Here is an 18,456-nt window from a genome sequence, read left to right as displayed (position 1 = left end):
GCTCAGTCCTGTCCCAGGGCGGCGCCCTCGTTGCGCGGGTCGCTCGCGGAGAAGCGCAGCCCCGTCTTCGGGTCGCTGTAGACGGCCTCCGCGTCGCCCCACTGCTCCACGCGGCGCACCTTGTGGCCCTTGGCCTCCAGCGCGGACAGCGTCGCCGGCTCCAGGCCCCACTTGTCCACCCACACCTCGTCGGGCAGGTACTGGTGGTGCACGCGGCCCTCGTTCACCGCGCGCGCCACGTCCATGCCGTGGTCCACCACGTTGCTGATGACCTGGATGACGGTGGTGGGGATGGTGGAGCCGCCAGGGCTGCCCACCGCGAGCATGACGCGCCGGGGGTCTTCCTTGGCGAACACCAGCGTGGGGGACATGGAGGACAGCGGCACCTTGCCCGGCGCAATCGCGTTGGGCTCGCCCGTCACCAGGCCGTAGGCGTTGGGCACGCCCGGCTGCGCGGCGAAGTCATCCATCTCATCGTTGAGCAGCACGCCGGTGCCCTTGGCCACCACGCACGAGCCGAAGCCGTAGTTCACCGTGGTCGTCATGGCCACCGCGTTGCCGTCCTTGTCGATGACGGAGATGTGCGTGGTGTTCTTCTTCTCCGGCTCGGGCGTCAGGGTGGTGGGCTCGTCCGTCAGCGTGGAGCCCCGCACGCCCTCCTTCGGCGCCAGCAGCGACGCGCTGGGCGTGGCCTTCTTCGGGTCGATGGCGCCCGCCAGGTCCGCGATGTGGCCGGGCGACACCAGCCGCGCCAGGGGCACGTCGACGAAGGCCGGGTCTCCCAGGTGCTTCGCGCGGTCCACGTAGGCCCGCCGCACGGCCTCCACGTAGAGGTGCAGCGCCTCCGCGTCGCGGAACGTCACGCCCTGGGGGCGCAGTTGCTCCAGCGCGGTCAGCACCTGGATGACGGCCACGCCGCCCGCGCTCGGTGGCGGCATGGTGAGGATGCGGTGGCCGCGGTAGCGGCCCTCCAGGGGCGTGGCGGCGCGCGTCTTGTAGGCCGCGAGGTCCTCCTGGGTGAGGATGCCGCCGCCGGCCTGGACCGACGTGGCGATGGCCTTCGCCACCGGCCCCGCATAGAAGGCCTTGGCGCCTCCCTTCGCGATGGAGGCCAGCGTGCGCGCCAGGTCGGGCTGGCGGATGACGTGCCCCACGGGCGGCGCTGCCCACTGGCCCTGTGCATCCTTCACCAGGAACACGCGCGAGGCCTCCGCGTCCCGGCTCAGGCAGGCCAGCCGGCCCTCCGCCATGGTGCGGTAGCGCGGCGTCACCCACAGGCCCTTGCGCGCCGCGGCGATGGCCGGCGCCAGCACCACCGCTGGCTTCAGCTTCCCGTGCGCCTTGAGCAGCTCCAGATAGCCCGCGACGGCGCCCGGCACCGCCACGCTCAGCGCGCCGTCCGTGGACAGGCCCGGCACCACCTTGCCGTCCTTCAGGTACATGTCGCGCGTGGCCGCCTTGGGGGCCACTTCGCGGAAGTCCAGCACCTTCGTGTCGCCGCTCCTGGCGTCGTGCACCAACGCGAAGCCGCCACCGCCAATGCCGGAGTGGTAGGGCCCCACCACCGCCGCCACGAAGGCCGCCGCCACCGCCGCGTCCGTGGCGTTGCCGCCCTTCTCCAGCATCTCCAGCGCCGCCGCGCTCGCCTGGGGGTAGGCCGTGGCCACCGCGCCGCCCCGGTATGGGCGCGCCGCCTGCGCGACGCTCGCCACCACCAACACCGCGGCCAGCAGCCCGCGCTTCACCACCGCACCGCGGAAGCTTGTTTCCCTCACAGATTCAGCCCTCCTCGCGTTGTCTGAACAGTCCATCACTGGCTTTCGTCCTGGGTGGTGTGTTACCCGGGCGACAAAAGCCTACCCTCCAGTCCGGCGACGCCAGGGAACTAGACGGACTACATGTGTCTCGGTATGCACGAACCGTGTGGCCGGGACCAGGATTTCAGCCCGGCAACATTTTTCCTCTTGGATTGTTCTCCGACGACGTGCATCCTGGTCCCATCATGAATCGCGTCCGGGGGAGCGTATGAGCACGCCAGCCATACCCGAGAAAAAGGCCCTACCTGGCGCCGCGCCTGGCGCGGCCGAGGTGACGGTCTTCTTGAAGCCCAGCTTCGGCATCACGATTCAACGCAACACCCTGTGCGTGTCGGTCAGTGCCAAGGCACGGCCGGTGGACACCGTCACGCCTTCTGATCCGCGCGCGGTTGACGACTCGATTCGCTGTCCCTAATTCTCCGCCGCATGAGCGTTCTGGCGGCGGTGGTGCTGTGCGCGGGCAAGGGCACGCGGATGAAGTCGGAGAAGGCGAAGGTCCTTCACCCCATCCTCGGCCGGCCCCTTTGCGCGTATCCCCTCAAGCGGGCCCTTGAACTGGGCGCGACGTCGGTGGTCCCGGTGGTGGGCCATCAGGCGGAGGCGGTGGAGCAGGCCGTCCGAGGCCTCTTCCCGGAGGCCCCCCTGCGCTTCGCGCTCCAGCGCGAACAGCGCGGGACGGCGGACGCGGTGCGCTCCGCCGAGGAGGCCCTGAAGGGCTACTCCGGGCGGGTCCTCATCCTCTACGGCGACGTGCCGCTGCTGCGTCGCGAGACGCTGGAGGCGCTGCTGGCCGCCCATGACCAGGCGGGCGGGATGCTGGCCATGGTGTCCACCACCCTGGAGGACCCCACGGGCTACGGCCGGGTCATCCGCGAGGGTGGCAAGGTGACGCGCATCGTGGAGCACAAGGACTGCACCCCGGAGCAGCGCGCGGTGCGCGAGTGCAACGCCGGCATCTACTCCGTGGACGCGGCGTTCCTCTGGAAGGCGTTGGCTGAAATCAAGCCGCAGAACGCCCAGGGCGAGTACTACCTCACCGACCTGGTGGAGATGGCCGCGAAGCTGGGCCCGGTGGGCTCGGTGGAGGCGGACGCCACGGAGACGGCCGGCGTGAATGACCGGGTGGAGCTGGCCGCCCGCGCGCGCGTGCTGCAGCAGCGCATCAACGAGGCGCACATGCGCGCCGGCGTCTCGCTGCAGGACCCCGCCACCGCCTACATCGAGGAAGGCGTCACCGTGGGGCCCGACACCGAAATCGGCCCCTGCGTCACGCTGGCCGCGGGCACCGTGGTGGGCAAGGGCTGCACCATTGGCCAGGGCAGCGTGCTGCATGCCTCCACCGTGGCGGACGGCACCCTCATCAAGCCCTACTCCGTGCTGGAAGAGGCCCGGGTCGGGGCGCGCAACGTCATCGGTCCCTTCTCGCGGCTGCGCCCCGGGACGGAGCTGGCAGAGGACGTGCATCTGGGCAACTTCGTGGAGACGAAGAAGGCCCGCATTGGAAAAGGTTCGAAGGCCAATCACCTCACGTACCTGGGGGACGCTGTCATTGGTTCAGGGTGCAACGTGGGGGCGGGCACCATCACCTGTAACTATGACGGGGTGAACAAGCACCTGACTGAACTGGGTGATGGGGTGTTCATCGGCTCCGACACCCAGCTCGTCGCGCCCGTGAAGGTGGGCGACGGCTCGTATGTCGGCGCGGGCACCACCGTGACGAAAAATGTGCCTCCAGGGAGCCTCGCTGTGTCCCGCACGCCACAGGTGACCAAGGAAGGTTGGGTGGCCACCAAGAAGGCGCGGCAGGCGAAGGCTCGGGCGGGATAGGCGGCGCGGCTCTTGCTTGGGAACCAGGCAGAGTGCTGCGCGGCAGGGATGTAGGGGAATCCCGCGGATTGCTCCGGCGGGCGTGGGCGTGAGAGAGAGGTGCAACTATGTGCGGGATTGTTGGTTACGTCGGTGACAAGGAATCAGCCCCCATCCTGGTGTCGGGCCTGAAGCGGCTCGAATACCGTGGCTATGACTCGGCGGGCGTGGCGGTGCTGAACCAGCGCAAGCTCAACGTCGTGCGGGCCACGGGCAAGCTCCGCAACCTGGAGAACCGGGTGGTGGCGGACCAGCCGCCGGGGAACATCGGCATCGGTCACACCCGCTGGGCCACCCACGGGCGTCCCTCCGACGAGAACGCGCACCCGCACACGTACAAGGACGTGGCGGTGGTGCACAACGGCATCATCGAGAACCACCTGGCGCTCAAGGAGCAGTTGCGCTCGCGTGGACACGTCTTCTCCTCGGAGACGGACTCGGAGGTGTTCGCGCACCTCATCTCCGAAGAGCTGGAGCGTGGGCTGGAGTTGCCGGACGCGGTGCGCGCGGCCATTGCCCAGGTGAGGGGCACCTACGCGCTGGCCGTGCTGACGGCCAGCGAGCCCCACCGCATCGTCTGCACCAAGGACGCCTCGCCCATGGTGCTGGGCCTGGGCGAGGGCCAGAACTTCCTGGCCAGCGACGTGCCCGCGCTGCTCGAGCACACGCGCGACTTCGTCTACATGGAAGAGGGTGACCTGGCCGTCATCACCGCGGCGGCCGTGGACATCTACAACCGCCAGGGCCAGAAGGTGAACCGGCCCACCCGCCGCATCGACTGGACGCCGATGATGGCGGAGAAGGGCGGCCACAAGCACTTCATGCACAAGGAAATCTGGGAGCAGCCCCGCGCCATCGCGGACACGCTGCGCGGCCGGATGCTCCTGTCGGAAGGCGACGTCCACTTCGAGGGCTGGAACCTGTCGGCGGAGAAGGTCCGCTCCCTGACGAAGGTCACCATCCTCGCGTGCGGCACGTCGTGGCACTCCGGTGTCGCGGGCAAGCACATGATTGAGTCGCTGGCGCGCCTGCCGGTGGAGGTGGAGCTGGCGAGCGAGTTCCGCTACCGCGACCCCATCGTCGACGGCACGCACCTGGCCATCGCCATCAGCCAGTCGGGCGAGACGGCGGACACGCTGGCGGCCTTCAAGGAGGCCAAGGCCCGCGGGGCCACGGCCATGGCCATCTGCAACGTCATTGGCAGCGCGATGACGCGCGAGGCCGACTTCTCCGTGCTCACCAACGCGGGCCCGGAGATTGGCGTGGCGTCCACCAAGGCGTTCACCACGCAGCTGGTGGCGCTGTACCTGCTGGCCGTCAAGCTGGGCCGCATGCGTGGCACCCTGTCCGTGCCGGCGGCGCAGGAGCACCTGACGCACCTGACGCAGGTGCCGAAGATGGTTGAGGACGTCCTCAAGTGCGAGCCGGCCGTGACGCGCGTGTCGCGCGAGTACATGAACGCCCAGGACTTCCTCTTCCTCGGCCGCGGCCCCATGCACCCGGTGGCGCTGGAGGGCGCGCTCAAGCTGAAGGAAATCTCGTACATCCACGCGGAGGGCTACGCGGGCGGTGAGATGAAGCACGGCCCCATCGCGCTCATCGACGACAAGATGCCGGTGGTCGTCATCGCGCCGAAGCAGCCGCACGTCGCCTACGAGAAAATCATTGGCAACATCGAGGAGGTCCGCGCGCGCGGTGGCAAGGTGATTGCCATCATCGACGAGGACGACGAGCACGTGGCCACGCTGGCCGACCACGTCATCCGGATTCCCGCGGCCTGCGCGCTGCTGGCGCCGGTGGTGGCCACCATCCCCTTGCAGCTGCTCGCCTACCACGTGGCGGACCTGCGCGGGAACGACGTGGACCAGCCGCGCAACCTGGCCAAGAGCGTGACGGTGGAGTAGCCGTCGCGCGGCTTCGGACCTGAAGCGCCAGGAGAAGCCCGGGCTCCCGCACCAGGGGGCTCGGGCTTCGTCGTCTCCGCGTGGGGGGCGTCAGTCCTCCTGGCCCAGCTCGAGCAGCAGGTCCAGGTCCTCGGCGGCGTCCAGGCTCTCCAGCAGCTCCAGGTGCTCGACCACCTCCTGGTCCTCCTCGGAGAGCGTGGCGCGGGCCCGCGGAGGCTCGCCGGGCGGGGGCGGCTTCGCGGGGACGCTAGGCGTCGGCGCGGGCGTGGCGGCCCGGGCCTCGGCGGCGGCGGCGCCCAGGGGCAGCAGGCACAGCAGGGCGACGGCGGACAGGGCGCCGCTCAACGGCGCCGCCTCTCGCGCAGGCGCTCCCGGACCTCCTGCCGCTGCTCGGGCGACAGCTCCCGCCAGCGGCGGATGTTCTCCAGCAGCTGCTCGCGGCGCTCCGGGTGCTCCTTCAGGTATTGCCGCAGGCGCTGGCGCCGCGCGGCGCGCTGCTCCGGGTCCAGCTTCCTCAAGTCCCGGGCCCGCTCGCGCAGGGCCTGTCTTTCCGCGGGCGTGAGGCGCTTGAACTCGCGCAGGTTGGCGCGGATGCGCTCGCGCTCCTCGGGCGGCAGCTGGCGCCAGCGCTGGAGGTTGGCGCGGATGCGCGCCTGTTCGGCGGGGGGCATCGCCTTGAACTCGCGCAGCTTCGCGCGCAGCGCCTCCTTCTGCTCAGGCGTCAGTTGCTCGAAGCGCTCGGCCGCCGTCCGGGGCGCTGGAGCCTCCGCGCGCGCGGCGGCGCCCGTGAGCAGCGCCACGCCCAGCGTCAGCGTGGCCGCCAGGTTCCCGTTCCTCATTGCACCACCTCCAGCTCATGAAGGTCCGCGACGACCTCCAGGTCCGCCATGCTGTCGAGCCCCAGCAGCTCGTAGTCCTCGGCCAGCTCCAGGTTCGCCGCCAGCTCCATGACGGACGCGTCCTCCAGCGCCAGCGGCGCGTCCGGGCCGGGGCGCGGCATCAGCAGGGACACGGCCAGCACCGCCACCAGTCCGGCGGAGGGCCACAGCACCGCCGGGCGCAGCCAGGTCCTCATCCGCTCCGGCCAGGACATGGGCAGCGCGTCCAGCTTCGCCAGCACCGCGCGCCGCGTGGCCGGCGAGGGCTCGAAGGCGGGCAGCTCCGCCAGCCGCGCCACGGTGTCGCGCAGCAGCGCCTCGGTGGCGCGGCAGGCCGCGCAGGCGCGCAGGTGGGCACGCACCTGGGCGTCGCGGGCCGGGGGCAGCTCGCCGTCCACGTACGCCGTCAAATCATCTACGTCATCACAGCTCATGCCCTGCTCCTCGCGGGCACGGTGCCCGCCTGCAGCGCTTCAATCCTGCGCGCCACCGCCAGCGTGGCGCGGTGGATGAGGCTCTTCACTGCGGACTCGCTCGCCTCCAGCGCGTCCGCGATGTCCCGGTACGCCATGCCTTCGAAGCGGCACATGGTGAAGGCCGCGCGCTCCCGGGCGCTCATGCCGGCCAGGGCCTCGCTCACCGCCCGCTCCAGCTCCCGCCCCTCCAGCGCCGCGTCCGGCCTGTCACCCCGGGGACCTTCCATCTCCCTTCCTTCCGTGTCGTCTGCGTCCGGCGCGTGCGGCGCCCGGTACTCGCCGCGCCGCACCTCGTTGAGGCAGTGGTTGGTGGCCACCCGGAAGAGGAACGTCTTGAAGCGCGCCGTGGGCTGGTAGGCCCGCGCGTTCCGGTAGAGCTTCACGAAGATGTCCTGCGTCAGCTCCTCGGCCCGCTCCCGGTTGCCCACGAAGCGCAGCGCGAAGCGCGCCACGCTCGCGTGGTAGCGGTCGAACAGCCAGGCAAAGGCCCGCCGGTCTCCCGCCGCCACCCTCAGCATCGCCTGTGCGTCCAAGTCCGCGTCGTCCACGCCGACATCAACCCCGTTGCCCGGTGAAAGTTGCGGGAGCACTTCGCTTTGAACCTCCCCCAGGGCCGTGGCTACAGTTTCCTCCGTGTCCGACGCGCCTCGCATCCATCCGCCCACGCCGCGCGCCCTGGAGGTGGAGGACGCGCCGCCGCCGCGCGACGTCGCGCCGTGGGAGGCGCCCCCCGAGCCCGTGCCGCCGCACGCCGCGCGGGCCCCGAGGCTCCCGGGCGCGCCCACGCCGCCATTGGACCTCCCCCTGCCGGTGCTGGTCCTGACGGAGCAGGCCCCGCGGGTGCCGGAGGCGGAGCGTCCCCTGGTGGCGGCGCGGCTGAACCTCCAGCTGTCCCGGATGGCCAGGACGGGCGGAGACCGGCTGGTGGCGGACACCTTCCTGCGGCTGCTGGAGAGCGGGCGGCTCGCCGGGCTGGTGGATGCGCAGGGGCGCACCTGCCGCGCGGCCGCGGTGGAGGCCCTGCTGTCCCTGGGCTTCCCCTACGCCCTGGAGGTCCAGCCCGAAGATTTGGAGCACCTGCGCGCCAACACCCTGCAGCGGAAGACGCAGCGCCTGAAGCCAGGTGCGTTCATGGCGGTGTTGGTGGGAGGCATTGGGGCACAAGTCGTCCATGAAGCGCTCTTCCCCAAGGGGGACGCCAGCCTGCTCACCTCGCAGGTGGGGCTCTCCCTGCTGGCGATGGCCGCCTTGTGGCTTGCTCCGCCCCGGACGCCCGTGTACCGCGTGGGGATGCTGCTGCTGACCTTGGTGTCCCTGGCCGGGGCGGTGCTGGCCGTCCTCGGCGTGGCGCACACGGGGCTGTGGGTGGGATTGGCGGGGCTGGTGGCCGCCCTCCTGGCTGCCCTCCGCGAGGGCTGACCGGCAGGATGCAGCACGGATGTCAGAGGGGTGGACTAGGGTCTACCCATCGCGTACTAAAAGCGCGTTCAGGTGGGCCGGGGTGGCTCGCCAATACAAGGAGCTACGAGCAATGGCCGTGAATCAGGAGAAGGAAAAGGCGATCGAACTGGCGATGTCCGCGGTGGAGCGCCAGTTCGGCAAGGGGTCCATCATGCGGCTCGGCAACGACGAGCCGCTGATGCGCGACGTTCAGGCCATCCCGACGGGCTCCATCTCGCTGGACATCGCCCTGGGCGTGGGTGGCGTGCCCAAGGGCCGCATCATCGAAATCTTCGGGCCGGAGTCGTCCGGCAAGACGACGCTGTGTCTCCACATCGTCGCCGAAGCGCAGAAGCGCGGCGGCATCTGCGGCTACGTGGACGCGGAGCACGCGCTGGACGTGGGCTACTCGCGCAAGCTGGGCGTGCGCACCGATGACCTGCTGCTGAGCCAGCCGGACACCGGTGAGCAGGCGCTGGAAATCGCGGAGATGCTGGTGCGCTCGGGCGCCATCGACGTGCTGGTGGTGGACTCGGTGGCCGCGCTCGTGCCGAAGGCGGAGCTCGAGGGTGAGATGGGCGACGCGCACATGGGTGTGCAGGCCCGCCTCATGAGCCAGGCGCTCCGCAAGCTGACGGGCACCATCTCCAAGAGCCAGACGTGCGTCATCTTCATCAACCAGATTCGCATGAAGATTGGCGTGATGTTCGGCAACCCGGAGACGACCACGGGCGGCAACGCGCTGAAGTTCTACGCGTCGCAGCGCCTGGACATCCGCCGCATCGGCGCCATCAAGAATGGCGACAACGTGGTGGGCAGCCGCACCCGCGTGAAGGTGGTGAAGAACAAGGTCGCGCCGCCGTTCAAGGAAGTCGAGTTCGACATCATGTACGGCACGGGCATCTCCCGTGAGGGCGACCTCATCGACCTCGCCTCCAACGAGAACATCGTGGAGAAGAGCGGCAGCTGGTTCTCCTTCAACGGTGAGCGCATCGGCCAGGGCCGGGAGAACGTGAAGGAGTACCTGCGCGAGCACCCGGAGATTGCCAAGGACATCGAAGCCCGCGTGCTGGAGAAGTACGGCATCGGCAAGACGGGTGCTGCGCCCGTCGCCGCGGTGCCGGACGAGTCCGCGCCGCCCGAAGGTGGCAGCGAGAAGCGCGGCCGCGTGAAGGCCGTGAAGTAGTCCGGTTTCCGGGGCGTTTTCCCCGGATGGTGGCGATTCGCCATGAAAGCCCGAGGGCCGTCCGCCGCGAGGTGGGCGGCCCTTTTGCTTGGCGTCCGGTGTCGCTCGCGTCGGTTCGCACCGGGCGTGGGTGACACGGCGCGTTGTCGTTTCATTCCGTGGGGATGTTTCCTGCTGAGCGGAAGGGCGCTCTAGACTCGCGGCCCTGCTTCCCAACCCGCGCAATCCGGAGTCCCACCTTGTTCGACCGATTCAAACGCCGCAGTTTCCTCCAGGCCGCCGTCGCCGTCGCCGCGACCACTGCGTTCGGATGCTCCGACGACGAGACGTCGTCGGATGCTGGTGAGAAGTACTTCCCGCAGTCGGTGTGCTCGGGGGATCCGCGGCCGGACAGCGTGGTGTTGTGGGTGCGGGCGGTGGACCCGGACAACGCGGGCGCGAACACGCAGGTGCGGCTGGAGGTCTCCACCAGCGAGTCGTTCAGCAGCCTGGTGCTGGACCAGTCCTTCACCGCGCAGGCGCAGTTCGACCATGCGCTGAAGGTGAAGGTGACGAACCTGTCGGCGCGCACGACGTACTACTACCGTTTCAGCATCGACGCGAACGGTCAGAAGTACTCCACGGTGACGGGCCGCACCCGCACCGCGCCGGCGGCGGGCGACGACGTGCCGGTGAAGTTCGCCTTCGCCAGCTGCCAGGACTACATCGGCCGTTACTACAACGCGTGGCAGCACCTGCTGCAGCTCAACGAGGACCTCGACTTCGTCGTGTTCCTGGGTGACTACGTCTACGAGACGACGGGCGACGCGTCGTTCCAGTCCGTGGACGGGCGCGGCATCGTCTTCAGCGAACCGGAGAAGGCGCTCCGCCAGGGCACGGGCCTGACGGCGTTCTACGCGGCCAACTCGCTGTCCAACTACCGCGACCTCTACAAGAACCTGCGCACGGACAAAATCATCCAGCGGGTGCATGAGCGCTACGCGTTCATCATCACCTGGGATGACCACGAGTTCTCCGACGACTGCTGGGGCGACGTCGCGACGTACACGGACGAGAAGACCAACGAGAAGCAGACCGAGCGCCGCCGCAACGCGGAGCAGGCCTTCTTCGAGTACATCCCCATGGACCACGGCGCGAGCGACGCGGGCGCCATCGACATCAACGCCGTGGTGGCCCAGCCGACGCGCATCTACCGCGACTTCGAGTTCGGCCGGAACCTGAAGCTGCTGGTGACGGACACGCGCACCTACCGCCCCGACCACCTCATCCCCGAGGACGCGTACCCGGGCAAGGTGGCGGTGCCGGCCGAGCAGCTGGCCATGGTGCTGCCGACGCTGCCGGAGGCCACGCAGGCGCAGCTGCAGTCGGACATGTTCGCCTACGTGGACATCGACGCGGAGGAGTTGACGCCCTACAAGCAGATCCTCACCGGCGTGTACGTCCAGCAGGCCGTCGCGGCCGGGCTCACGGCGGAAGAGGCGGCCACGAAGGCGGCCTTCTGGATTTCCGGTGGGCAGGCGCTGCTCTACGTCAACCAGGTGCTCAACGCCGTCAACCAGGCGCGCGTGGCGGCGGGCGAGTCGGCCGTTCCGCTCATCCCCGTGACGGGCACGCCGCGCGGCCTGGCCTATGCGCACATGGGCAAGACGGGTCTCTTCGGCATCCAGGGCTCGCGCTACGTCGTGGTGAAGCCCATCTTCGACCTGGTCGCGGCCATCAAGTACATGGGCTCCGCGGGGGCCACGGAGGGCATCTTCGGCAACGAGCAGCAGGCGTGGCTCCAGGAGTCGGTGCAGGCCACCAACGCGTGGAAGATCATCGTCTCCTCGATTTCGCTCACCTCCATGGTGTTCAAGCTGAGCGACAAGGCGGACGTCCCGGACCCCACGCTGCGCCAGGACTTCTACTTCAACGTGGACCAGTGGGACGGCTTCCCCACCAAGAAGCAGGAGTTCTTGAAGTTCCTGCGCGACAGCCAGGTGCAGAACGCGCTGTTCATCTCTGGCGACATCCACGCGTCCTTCGCGTCCGTGGAGTCCGGCATCCCCGCGCTGACGGCGCCGGCCATCTCCTCCGGCTCCATCAAGGAGCTGGCGGGCCTGGCCGTCATCGGCGCGGGCTTCTCCTCCGGCAGCTCGGTGTACCGGTACATCGTGGAGGAGCTGGACAAGTCGCTGAAGGAGGCGCACCCCGGCATGGCGTTCGTGGACGGTGACGCCCACGGCTTCGTGGTGCTGGAGGTCGGCGGCACCGAGGCGAAGGCGGCCTTCCACCTCATCCCGAGCACGGAGATCGCCAGGGACTACTCGCTGCGCTCGCCCGCCGAGCTGACGGCGAAGGCCTTCCGCCGCGACTTCGTCATCAAGGACGGCGCCATCACCGCCGCGTGAGTGGCACGGGCCTCACCCGCCGGGTGAGGCGCGAGGGCCGCGCCGGGAGCCTGTCTGGGGCTCCCGGTGGCGGCCCTCGGTCGTTTCAGGGCTGGTGCAGCTGCGCGACGCGCGCGCTCAAGGCGATGTCGGCCTGCCGCGGCTTCGCCGCTTGCGAAAGGTAATGAGGGGCGCTGCGCGGCCTGGGCCGCGGGAGCCGTCAGCCGTAGCGTAGGAGGAGCTGAAGCAGGTGCTGCATTCGCATCCTGGCCAGGTACTCCAGCAGCGCCGCGCGCGGTGGCTGGTTGCTCCGGTATGGCTGCTCGCAGTAGCCGGTGTAGAGGCCGCCGCCCGGCCCGGTGTAGAGGCCGCCGCCCGGCCCCGGAGAGAGGCCTCCGCCTGGCCCGGTGCTCATGCCACCACCGGGTCCCGTGTAGAGCCCACCGCCGGGGCCCGTGGAGAGGCCGCCACCCGGTCCCGTGTAGAGGCCGCCGCCCGGGCCCGTGTAGAGGCCGCCGCCGGAGGCCGTGGACGCGCCGCCGCCGGGGCCGGTGTAGAGCCCACCGCCCGGCCCGGTGTAGAAGCCGCCGCCCGGGCTCATGGAGCGGTCCCGGGGCCAGGTATTCAATGACATGACGTTGCTCCCCCCGGGCCCGCTCGACGGTGGCTTGGACCTACAGGACGGCTTCCAACGTCTTCTGGATGTTTTTGGTGCGGTCCTTCAGGTCGTCGATGTTGGTGAAGGGCTTGTGGTCCAGCGTCAGCACGCCATCCGCGAAGTGGGCAACGCGACTTCCATTGGAGTTCCCGGACGTGTTCTGGATGACCACCTTCTTCAGCTTCTCCTTGAGCGCGTCCCTGCCCATGTCATCGACACAGATGGCCTTGAACGCCTCCACCACTGGCGTGAAGTAGACCTTCGTCCAGGCGGTTTCGAAGAGATGGCTGTAGTCGTCCTCTATCAAGGAGTCCCAGCTCACTTCGACAGGCACCTCGAAGTGAGCCGCCTCGTCGATGAGCTGCTTCTGCTTGGGAAAGACATTCGTCTCGTAGGCCTTCTGTGCTCTGCGCTCGGGAAGTCCCATGGCTCTACCTTTCCAGGAGTGGGGTTGAATGGGTCAGTATAGCTTTCATTCAGGTGGGCAGCCCCCGTGAGGTGCCGCCTCTTGTCATCTGGCCCCGTCATGATGCGTCGCGCGCGCGGAGCTTCCGGTGGTTCGTGGAGTCGGACGGGCAGTTCGTGGGGACGGTGTCCGCGCGAGACTTGTCGCGGAGAGGGAGGCGGCCTTCCGCCGCGACATCGTCACCAAGGACGGCGCCATCACCGCCGGGCGGGGCGCGAGGGCCGCGCCGGGAGCCAGGTGCTCCGGGCCGCGGCCCTCGGCCGTTTCAGGGTGGCGCGCGTCCGGTGTAACGTGGAGGCCGTATGGATGTCCGGGCCTCCTTCAGCGAAGAGCACGCCAAGTGAGCGGGAGGGTCTTCCGAAGGTGGGCCGTGGGCGCCGCGTTGCTCTGTGCTCCCCTGGCGCATGCCGAGGCGCCAGCGTCGAAGCACGTTTCCTCCGAGGACTCCCTGGTGGGCGTGGTGGTGGCCCGCTACACGCTGGACCTGACGTCGCAGCAGGATGGCCGGCTGCAGGGGCTGGAGGCGCGGCTGGGCGAGCGCGTCACCTCCGGGCAGGTGGTGGCCCGGCTGGAGCTGGAGCCGCTCCAACTGGAGGCCGCCGCGCGGCAGGCCCAGCAGCAGGCCGCCCAGGCCGAGGTGAGTCGCACCGAGCTGCTGTTGCTCCAGGCGCAGCAGCGGCTGAAGCGTGAGCAGCGCATCCGTCAGTTCACCGCCGCGGAGGTGATGGAGACGGCGGAGACGGAAGTGGCTCTAGCGAAGGTGAACGTGGAGCTGGCGCAGGCGCGCCGCGCGGAGGCGCAGGCGCTGCTTGATGCCGCTCGCCGCAACGTGGAGCAGGCGCGGATTCGCGCGCCGTTCGCGGGCCGCGTCACCGAGCTGTACCTGGTGCCCGGCGTCATCGTGGGGCGCGCGACGCCCATCCTCCGGCTGGTGAGCGAGGAGCTGAAGCTGCGCTTCGCCGTGCCCGAGCACCTGTCGCCGTCGGTGCGCTCGGGCACGCCGGTTCGAGTCCATCTCCCCGCGCTGGGCCTGACGCTGAAGGGGCAGGTGGACAGCCTCGCGCCGGAGGTGGACCCCTCCTCGCGTCACCAGAAGGCGGAGGCGAAGCTGCTCATCGACGCGGAGGTGCGGGAGCGGCTCGCCACGGGCCTGCTGGCCGAGGTGGAGCTGGCGCCCGCGGCTGTCTCGAAGAGCGCGCCCTGAGGGGCGGCGCGCGCCTTACCCCACCAGCTTCTGCTGCGCGGCCCGGTCCTGCTGCGCCACCAGCTCGTGGTAGTGCCCCTTGAGGGCCATCAGCTCGTCGTGCCGTCCCTGCTCCACCAGTCGGCCCTGCTCCATGACGAGGATGAGGTCCGCGTCCCGGATGGTGGTCAGCCGGTGGGCAATCACCACGCGCGTGCAGTGGAGCTCCGCGATGGCGTCCTGGACGGCCCGCTCCGTCTTCGTGTCCAGCGCGTTGGTGGCCTCGTCCAGCAGCAGGATGGCCGGGCCATGCACCAGCGAGCGCGCCAGCGCGAGCCGCTGACGCTGGCCTCCGGACAGGGAGTGGCCCATGTCACTCAACACCGTCTCGTACTTCATGGGCATCGCCATGACTTCATCGTGAATCTGCGCGCGCCGGGCCGCCTCGAGCACCTTCTCCAGCGGCAGCGCGGGGTCCGAGTAGGCGATGTTCTTCCGGATGTCGCCCTGGAAGAGCGCGGGGTTCTGGAGCACCGCGCCCATCTGCCGCCGCACGTCCCGCAGGTCCAGCTCCCGTAGGGAGATGCCGTCGTAGCGGATGTCCCCCTGCGTCGGCAGGTAGAGCCCCAGCAGCAGGTTGGCCAGCGTGGACTTGCCCGCGCCGGAGCGGCCCACAATCGCCACGAACTGCCCGGGCTTGACGTCCAGGCTGACGTCCTGGAGCACCGGCGTCGCGCGGCTGCCGTACTGGAAGGAGACGTGGTCCACCTGGATGCCGCCCTGGAGCGTGTGGGCGCGGCGGGGCGTGTCGTCCGTCTGCTCCGGCTTCGCCTGCAGGATGTCGTCCACGCGGTCCAGGTAGCTGCCCACCAGCTGGAGCTGGAACGCGGTGGCCACCAGGCTGGAGATGGGCGTGAGGAAGTTCCCCGCCAGGGCGTTGATGGCCAGCATCTCCCCCAGCGACAGCTGCTGCTGGTCCAGCACCAGCCACGTGCCCACCGCCAGCGTCGCCAGCGGCGAGGCCATGCGCAGCGTGGCGGTGATGGAGTCCGTCAGCGCGGACAGCCGGCCCCGGTCCAGCGAGACATTGAGCACGTCCACGTAGAGGTTGGACCAGTGCTGCACGGCCCGGTCCTCCAGGCCCATGGCCTTGAGCGTCTGCATGCCGTTGAAGAGCTCGACCTCGTAGTTCTGCGCGCTGGCATTCACCTCCAGGCTGCGGGACATCAGCTCGCGCTGACGCTTGCGCGCGAACAGGAAGACGAGCACCTGGAGCAGCGCCAACCCCAGCGCGAGCAGGGCCAGCTGCCAGCTCCCGTAGAAGAGCAGCAGCAGGTAGATGCAGACGAGCGTGCCATCCAGCACCGCGGACAGCGCGCCGGACGTCAGCAGCTCACGCACCGTGGCGTTGCTGTTGAGCCGGCTCATCAGGTCGCCCGTCGAGCGCAGCTGCAAGAAGGAGAAGGGCAGCCGCACCAGGTGGTCCAGGAAGCCCACCGTCATCCGCGCGTCCAGGTACGTGCGCAGGTGCAGCAGCAGGTGCGCGCGCACGAGCGACGAGACGAACTGGAAGACGACGAGCAGCCCCATGCCCGCGGAGAGGATGGCCAGCAGCGTGGTGTCGCCGCTGGGCACCACCCGGTCCACCACCGCGCCCGTGAGTGACGGCAGCGCGAGCGCGAACAACTGGAGCAGCACCGACATCACGACGATGCGCCGCAGCGTGGTGCCGCGCTCGGTGACGAGCCGCAGGTAGCGGCGGGGCCCTGGGACGGTGCCGCCCTTCTCGAAGGACTCCGACGGCTCGAAGAGCAGCGCGACGCCCGTGAAGGACTTGCGGAACTGCTCCATGGGGACGACGCGGCGGCCAAAGCCGGGGTCCACCAGCTCCACGCCCTTGGACGTCAGCCGCTCGAAGACGACGAAGTGGCGGAACTCCCAGTGGAGGATGGTGGCGGGCTCCAGCAGGTGCAGCTCGTCGATGTCCGCCCGGGCCGCGCGGCCCACCAGTCCGAAGCGCTGGCTGGCTTCGAGCAGCGCCAGCGCGCTCACGCCTCGCAGCGTCAGGCCGGTGGCCGCGTGGACCTCGTCCAGGTCGATGCGCCGGCCCCAGTAGCCCAGCACCATGGCCAGGCACGCGGCGCCGCAGTCGGTGGCCGTCAGCTGCGCCACGAAGGGGACGCGCCTTCGCCGCAGGTGCTCGCCAATGCGAGCCAGGGCGGGGAAGCGGTCGAAGAGGGAGCCTGAGGTGTCTTCTTCTTCAGCCACGCTGTTTTCCGAGGAGCTCGAGCACGGGGAAGAGGGTCAGCCAGCCGTTGCGCGCGCGCACGCGCACCCAGGCCATGCCGGGCATGCCCGTGTAATAGGCGTAGTTGCGTCCATCCACGTCGAAGGTCGCGCCCGGGAGCCGGCCCTCCACCGCGACGTGCGGACCCTGGAGGGGCAGGGCGTCTCCCAGGCCGGGGCCCAGGTAGCGCCGCACCTCGGCGGGGCCCACCAGCTCGTCACTGACGGACGTCACCTGGAAGTACTGGTACGCGTAGGGGAAGCCCGCGACCTCCATGCGAATCTGCTGACCGGGCTCCAGCATGGGCCGGTACTGGCCAGGCACGAGCGCCAGCGCGAACGTCTCCGCGCCGTCCTGGAGGATGGAGGCCACCGCCTGCCCCGCGTTCAGGTACTGGTTCTCCCGCACGCGGACGTCGTAGATGCGGCCACTGACGGTGGCCCGGAGCACGCGCTCCGACAGCCGCGCCTCGCTCATGTCCACCTGGCTGCGCAGCGTGGAGAGCGCCTGGCGGGACATGGCGTCGAGCGGGTTCATCAGGCCCGCGGCGAGCTGGGCGCGGAACTCCTGCGTCATCCGGCTGCGCTCGGCCTGCTCCACCGGCGAGTGCAGCTCCACCAGCGGCTGCCCGGCCTGGACGTACTGCCCGCGCTCCACCAGCACCTTGCTGACGCGCCCCGCGGACGTCACCGTCAGGTCCTCCAGGCCGCGGACCTGGATGAGCACGGGCCCCGTCGCGTAGTCGTTGATTTCGACGACGGTGAGGCCCACGCCCAGCACGAGCGCCAGCACGAGGATGAGCCAGTACGTGACGCGCGCCCAGAAGGGGTCGACCCGGAGCAGGTTCCCCCGGACCTCGGGCTTGGCGTAGTGGTCCAGCGCTTCCTGCCGGAAGAGGGACGACTGATGCGGGTTCTGACTCATGGCGGCCTCGGACCGGAGGCAGGGGAGGATAGCGAATGCCCTGGAAGCGACCAACAGGGCGGCCTGCCCGTCACCCCGGCGTGCGGGCACCGCGCGCGGCGCGTCCGCCTCATGCGCCGTCCTTGCGCGCCCTCGCCAGCCGCGAGCGATAGAGCCGGGCCAGGAAGTCGTGGAGGATGAGCTCCTGCGCGCGGTGGTCGCTGGCGAGCATCCGGTTGGCGTGCATGTGCAGGAAGCTCTGGGCCAGTCCCGCCACGGAGAGGGTGAGCCGGCCCTCGCGCTCGGCCGCGTGGAGCTGCTCCGCGATGGGCCGCAGCCGCTGGCTCCGCTGCGCGAGGATGTCGAGCCCGGCCTTCCAGGGACCGGCGTCGGAGGGCGTCAGGGCGAGCAGCTGCTCCAGCTCCCGCCGCTCCTGGCGGAAGCGCTGGCTGAGCTGGTCCTCGAAGCGCGCGTCGACGTGGAACTCGGCGCCGAAGCCGCGCCGGCAGAGGGTGACGACCTCCAGCTTCGCCGGCAGCGACAAGCCGAGCCCGTCCAGCAGCGTGTCCATGCCCAGCAGCACCAGCCGCCACCGGAGGCTGGCGCCCGCGTCTCCCGGGTAGGCCTCCAGCAGCGCGAGCGCCGCCTCACTGTCGGCCGCGAAGAGCTGCTCCGCCAGCGCGATGCCCGCGGGGCCGCCATAGCGCTCCACCTCGCGCGCGTAGGTGTCGAGCTGGAGCTTCCAGCCCTCGCCGGAGTCCAGGGCGCTGGCGCAGGCCGCCATCAGCGCGGGCAGCGCTTCGGATTGCAGCCGCTCCGGCGCGCCATGCAGGCGCAGGCGCAGGTGCCAGTCCGGGTCGCCGTAGCGCAGGAAGAACGCATGGGAGACGGCGCCCGCCGAGGCGAGCCGCCGCAGCACGGGCGCCAGCGTGAGCGTGAGCAGCCGGTCCGCGGTGGCGGTGCCGGTGTAGAGCTTCGCGTAGAGCCACTCGGAGCCGGGGGGGAAGGCGCGGCGCATGGAGG

Annotated in this window: 17 protein-coding genes; 7 read left to right on the top strand and 10 right to left on the bottom strand. The window is 70.0% G+C overall.

The window, feature by feature from the left end; genetic code table 11:
* Positions 1-2: 2 nt before the first annotated feature.
* Entirely contained in the window at positions 3-1,811 is a 1,809-nt protein-coding gene (gene ggt / locus G4D87_RS15745) for a gamma-glutamyltransferase (RefSeq protein WP_163782888.1), read from the bottom strand.
* Between the two features lie 214 nt (positions 1,812-2,025).
* Between ggt and G4D87_RS15740 the strand changes: the two genes are divergently transcribed.
* The 3 genes from G4D87_RS15740 (at position 2,026) to glmS (ending at position 5,587) form a co-directional block, all read left to right on the top strand.
* Complete coding sequence (locus G4D87_RS15740) at positions 2,026-2,232, top strand: hypothetical protein (protein WP_163782887.1); 207 nt, start codon at positions 2,026-2,028, stop codon at positions 2,230-2,232.
* Positions 2,232-3,644: a bifunctional UDP-N-acetylglucosamine diphosphorylase/glucosamine-1-phosphate N-acetyltransferase GlmU gene (glmU, locus tag G4D87_RS15735; RefSeq protein ID WP_371928543.1), complete on the top strand. Its 1,413-nt coding sequence runs from the start codon at positions 2,232-2,234 to the stop codon at positions 3,642-3,644. The genes G4D87_RS15740 and glmU overlap by 1 nt, the downstream gene beginning before the upstream one ends.
* Positions 3,645-3,751: 107 nt before the next feature.
* Positions 3,752-5,587 (top strand): glutamine--fructose-6-phosphate transaminase (isomerizing), encoded by a 1,836-nt coding sequence (glmS, locus tag G4D87_RS15730; protein ID WP_163782885.1) that lies wholly within the window; start codon positions 3,752-3,754, stop codon positions 5,585-5,587.
* Between the two features lie 90 nt (positions 5,588-5,677).
* Here the strand turns inward: glmS and G4D87_RS15725 are convergent, their stop codons facing one another.
* Genes G4D87_RS15725 through G4D87_RS15710 form a run of 4 tightly spaced genes read right to left on the bottom strand, consistent with a single transcriptional unit; the run spans position 5,678 to position 7,531 of the window.
* Positions 5,678-5,932, bottom strand: a complete 255-nt coding sequence (locus G4D87_RS15725) for a hypothetical protein (protein ID WP_163782884.1) — start codon at positions 5,930-5,932, stop codon at positions 5,678-5,680.
* Positions 5,929-6,426: a DUF3106 domain-containing protein gene (locus tag G4D87_RS15720; RefSeq protein ID WP_163782883.1), complete on the bottom strand. Its 498-nt coding sequence runs from the start codon at positions 6,424-6,426 to the stop codon at positions 5,929-5,931. The genes G4D87_RS15725 and G4D87_RS15720 overlap by 4 nt, the downstream gene beginning before the upstream one ends.
* Positions 6,423-6,899 carry an anti-sigma factor family protein gene (locus G4D87_RS15715; RefSeq protein WP_163782882.1) on the bottom strand — a complete coding sequence of 159 codons (477 nt, stop codon included), beginning with the start codon at positions 6,897-6,899 and terminating at the stop codon, positions 6,423-6,425. Before G4D87_RS15715 ends, G4D87_RS15720 begins: the two co-directional genes overlap by 4 nt.
* Positions 6,896-7,531, bottom strand: a complete 636-nt coding sequence (locus tag G4D87_RS15710; protein ID WP_240358308.1) for an RNA polymerase sigma factor — start codon at positions 7,529-7,531, stop codon at positions 6,896-6,898. The genes G4D87_RS15715 and G4D87_RS15710 overlap by 4 nt, the downstream gene beginning before the upstream one ends.
* A 43-nt stretch (positions 7,532-7,574) precedes the next feature.
* On the opposite strand from G4D87_RS15710, the gene G4D87_RS15705 reads away from it, so the two are divergent.
* The 3 genes from G4D87_RS15705 (at position 7,575) to G4D87_RS15695 (ending at position 11,957) form a co-directional block, all read left to right on the top strand.
* Positions 7,575-8,360 (top strand): hypothetical protein, encoded by a 786-nt coding sequence (locus G4D87_RS15705; protein WP_240358307.1) that lies wholly within the window; start codon positions 7,575-7,577, stop codon positions 8,358-8,360.
* Between the two features lie 112 nt (positions 8,361-8,472).
* Positions 8,473-9,567 carry a recombinase RecA gene (gene recA / locus G4D87_RS15700; protein ID WP_163782880.1) on the top strand — a complete coding sequence of 365 codons (1,095 nt, stop codon included), beginning with the start codon at positions 8,473-8,475 and terminating at the stop codon, positions 9,565-9,567.
* A 164-nt stretch (positions 9,568-9,731) separates the two neighbouring features.
* Positions 9,732-11,957 (top strand): alkaline phosphatase D family protein, encoded by a 2,226-nt coding sequence (locus G4D87_RS15695; RefSeq protein ID WP_163782879.1) that lies wholly within the window; start codon positions 9,732-9,734, stop codon positions 11,955-11,957.
* 199 nt (positions 11,958-12,156) lie between these two features.
* Here the strand turns inward: G4D87_RS15695 and G4D87_RS15690 are convergent, their stop codons facing one another.
* Positions 12,157-12,570 (bottom strand): hypothetical protein, encoded by a 414-nt coding sequence (locus G4D87_RS15690; protein WP_163782878.1) that lies wholly within the window; start codon positions 12,568-12,570, stop codon positions 12,157-12,159.
* A gap of 40 nt (positions 12,571-12,610) precedes the next feature.
* On the bottom strand, positions 12,611-13,021 hold the full coding sequence (locus G4D87_RS15685; protein ID WP_163782877.1) for a hypothetical protein: 411 nt from the start codon (positions 13,019-13,021) through the stop codon (positions 12,611-12,613).
* 409 nt (positions 13,022-13,430) lie between these two features.
* On the opposite strand from G4D87_RS15685, the gene G4D87_RS15680 reads away from it, so the two are divergent.
* The gene (locus G4D87_RS15680) at positions 13,431-14,264 is read left to right on the top strand and encodes an efflux RND transporter periplasmic adaptor subunit (RefSeq protein WP_163782876.1); all 834 of its coding nucleotides are present in this window, start codon (positions 13,431-13,433) and stop codon (positions 14,262-14,264) included.
* A 15-nt stretch (positions 14,265-14,279) separates the two neighbouring features.
* On the opposite strand, the gene G4D87_RS15675 is transcribed toward G4D87_RS15680, so the two are convergent.
* The 3 genes from G4D87_RS15675 to G4D87_RS15665 form a co-directional block, all read right to left on the bottom strand.
* Positions 14,280-16,511, bottom strand: a complete 2,232-nt coding sequence (locus G4D87_RS15675) for a peptidase domain-containing ABC transporter (protein ID WP_163782875.1) — start codon at positions 16,509-16,511, stop codon at positions 14,280-14,282.
* A complete protein-coding gene (locus G4D87_RS15670) occupies positions 16,504-17,454 on the bottom strand; it encodes an efflux RND transporter periplasmic adaptor subunit (protein ID WP_163782874.1) in 951 nt (316 codons plus the stop codon). The genes G4D87_RS15675 and G4D87_RS15670 overlap by 8 nt, the downstream gene beginning before the upstream one ends.
* Positions 17,455-17,563: 109 nt before the next feature.
* A partial coding sequence (locus G4D87_RS15665) for a thiopeptide-type bacteriocin biosynthesis protein (RefSeq protein ID WP_205507600.1) occupies positions 17,564-18,456 on the bottom strand: 893 nt, incomplete at its 5' end.

This window comes from Myxococcus vastator, assembly GCF_010894475.1.
Taxonomy (GTDB): domain Bacteria; phylum Myxococcota; class Myxococcia; order Myxococcales; family Myxococcaceae; genus Myxococcus; species Myxococcus vastator.
The sequence above is the reverse complement of the archived record's forward strand: the minus strand, read 5'-3'. Positions and strand labels throughout refer to the sequence as shown.

What these genes read in the sequence shown, in the direction of transcription:
- ggt (WP_163782888.1), bottom strand. Translation starts at nt 1,811, where the DNA reads ATGGACTGTTCAGACAACGCGAGGAGGGCTGAATCTGTGAGGGAAACA.
- G4D87_RS15740 (WP_163782887.1), top strand. Translation starts at nt 2,026, where the DNA reads ATGAGCACGCCAGCCATACCCGAGAAAAAGGCCCTACCTGGCGCCGCG.
- glmS (WP_163782885.1), top strand. Translation starts at nt 3,752, where the DNA reads ATGTGCGGGATTGTTGGTTACGTCGGTGACAAGGAATCAGCCCCCATC.
- G4D87_RS15720 (WP_163782883.1), bottom strand. Translation starts at nt 6,426, where the DNA reads ATGAGGAACGGGAACCTGGCGGCCACGCTGACGCTGGGCGTGGCGCTG.
- G4D87_RS15715 (WP_163782882.1), bottom strand. Translation starts at nt 6,899, where the DNA reads ATGAGCTGTGATGACGTAGATGATTTGACGGCGTACGTGGACGGCGAG.
- recA (WP_163782880.1), top strand. Translation starts at nt 8,473, where the DNA reads ATGGCCGTGAATCAGGAGAAGGAAAAGGCGATCGAACTGGCGATGTCC.
- G4D87_RS15695 (WP_163782879.1), top strand. Translation starts at nt 9,732, where the DNA reads ATGTTTCCTGCTGAGCGGAAGGGCGCTCTAGACTCGCGGCCCTGCTTC.
- G4D87_RS15690 (WP_163782878.1), bottom strand. Translation starts at nt 12,570, where the DNA reads ATGTCATTGAATACCTGGCCCCGGGACCGCTCCATGAGCCCGGGCGGC.
- G4D87_RS15685 (WP_163782877.1), bottom strand. Translation starts at nt 13,021, where the DNA reads ATGGGACTTCCCGAGCGCAGAGCACAGAAGGCCTACGAGACGAATGTC.
- G4D87_RS15670 (WP_163782874.1), bottom strand. Translation starts at nt 17,454, where the DNA reads ATGAGTCAGAACCCGCATCAGTCGTCCCTCTTCCGGCAGGAAGCGCTG.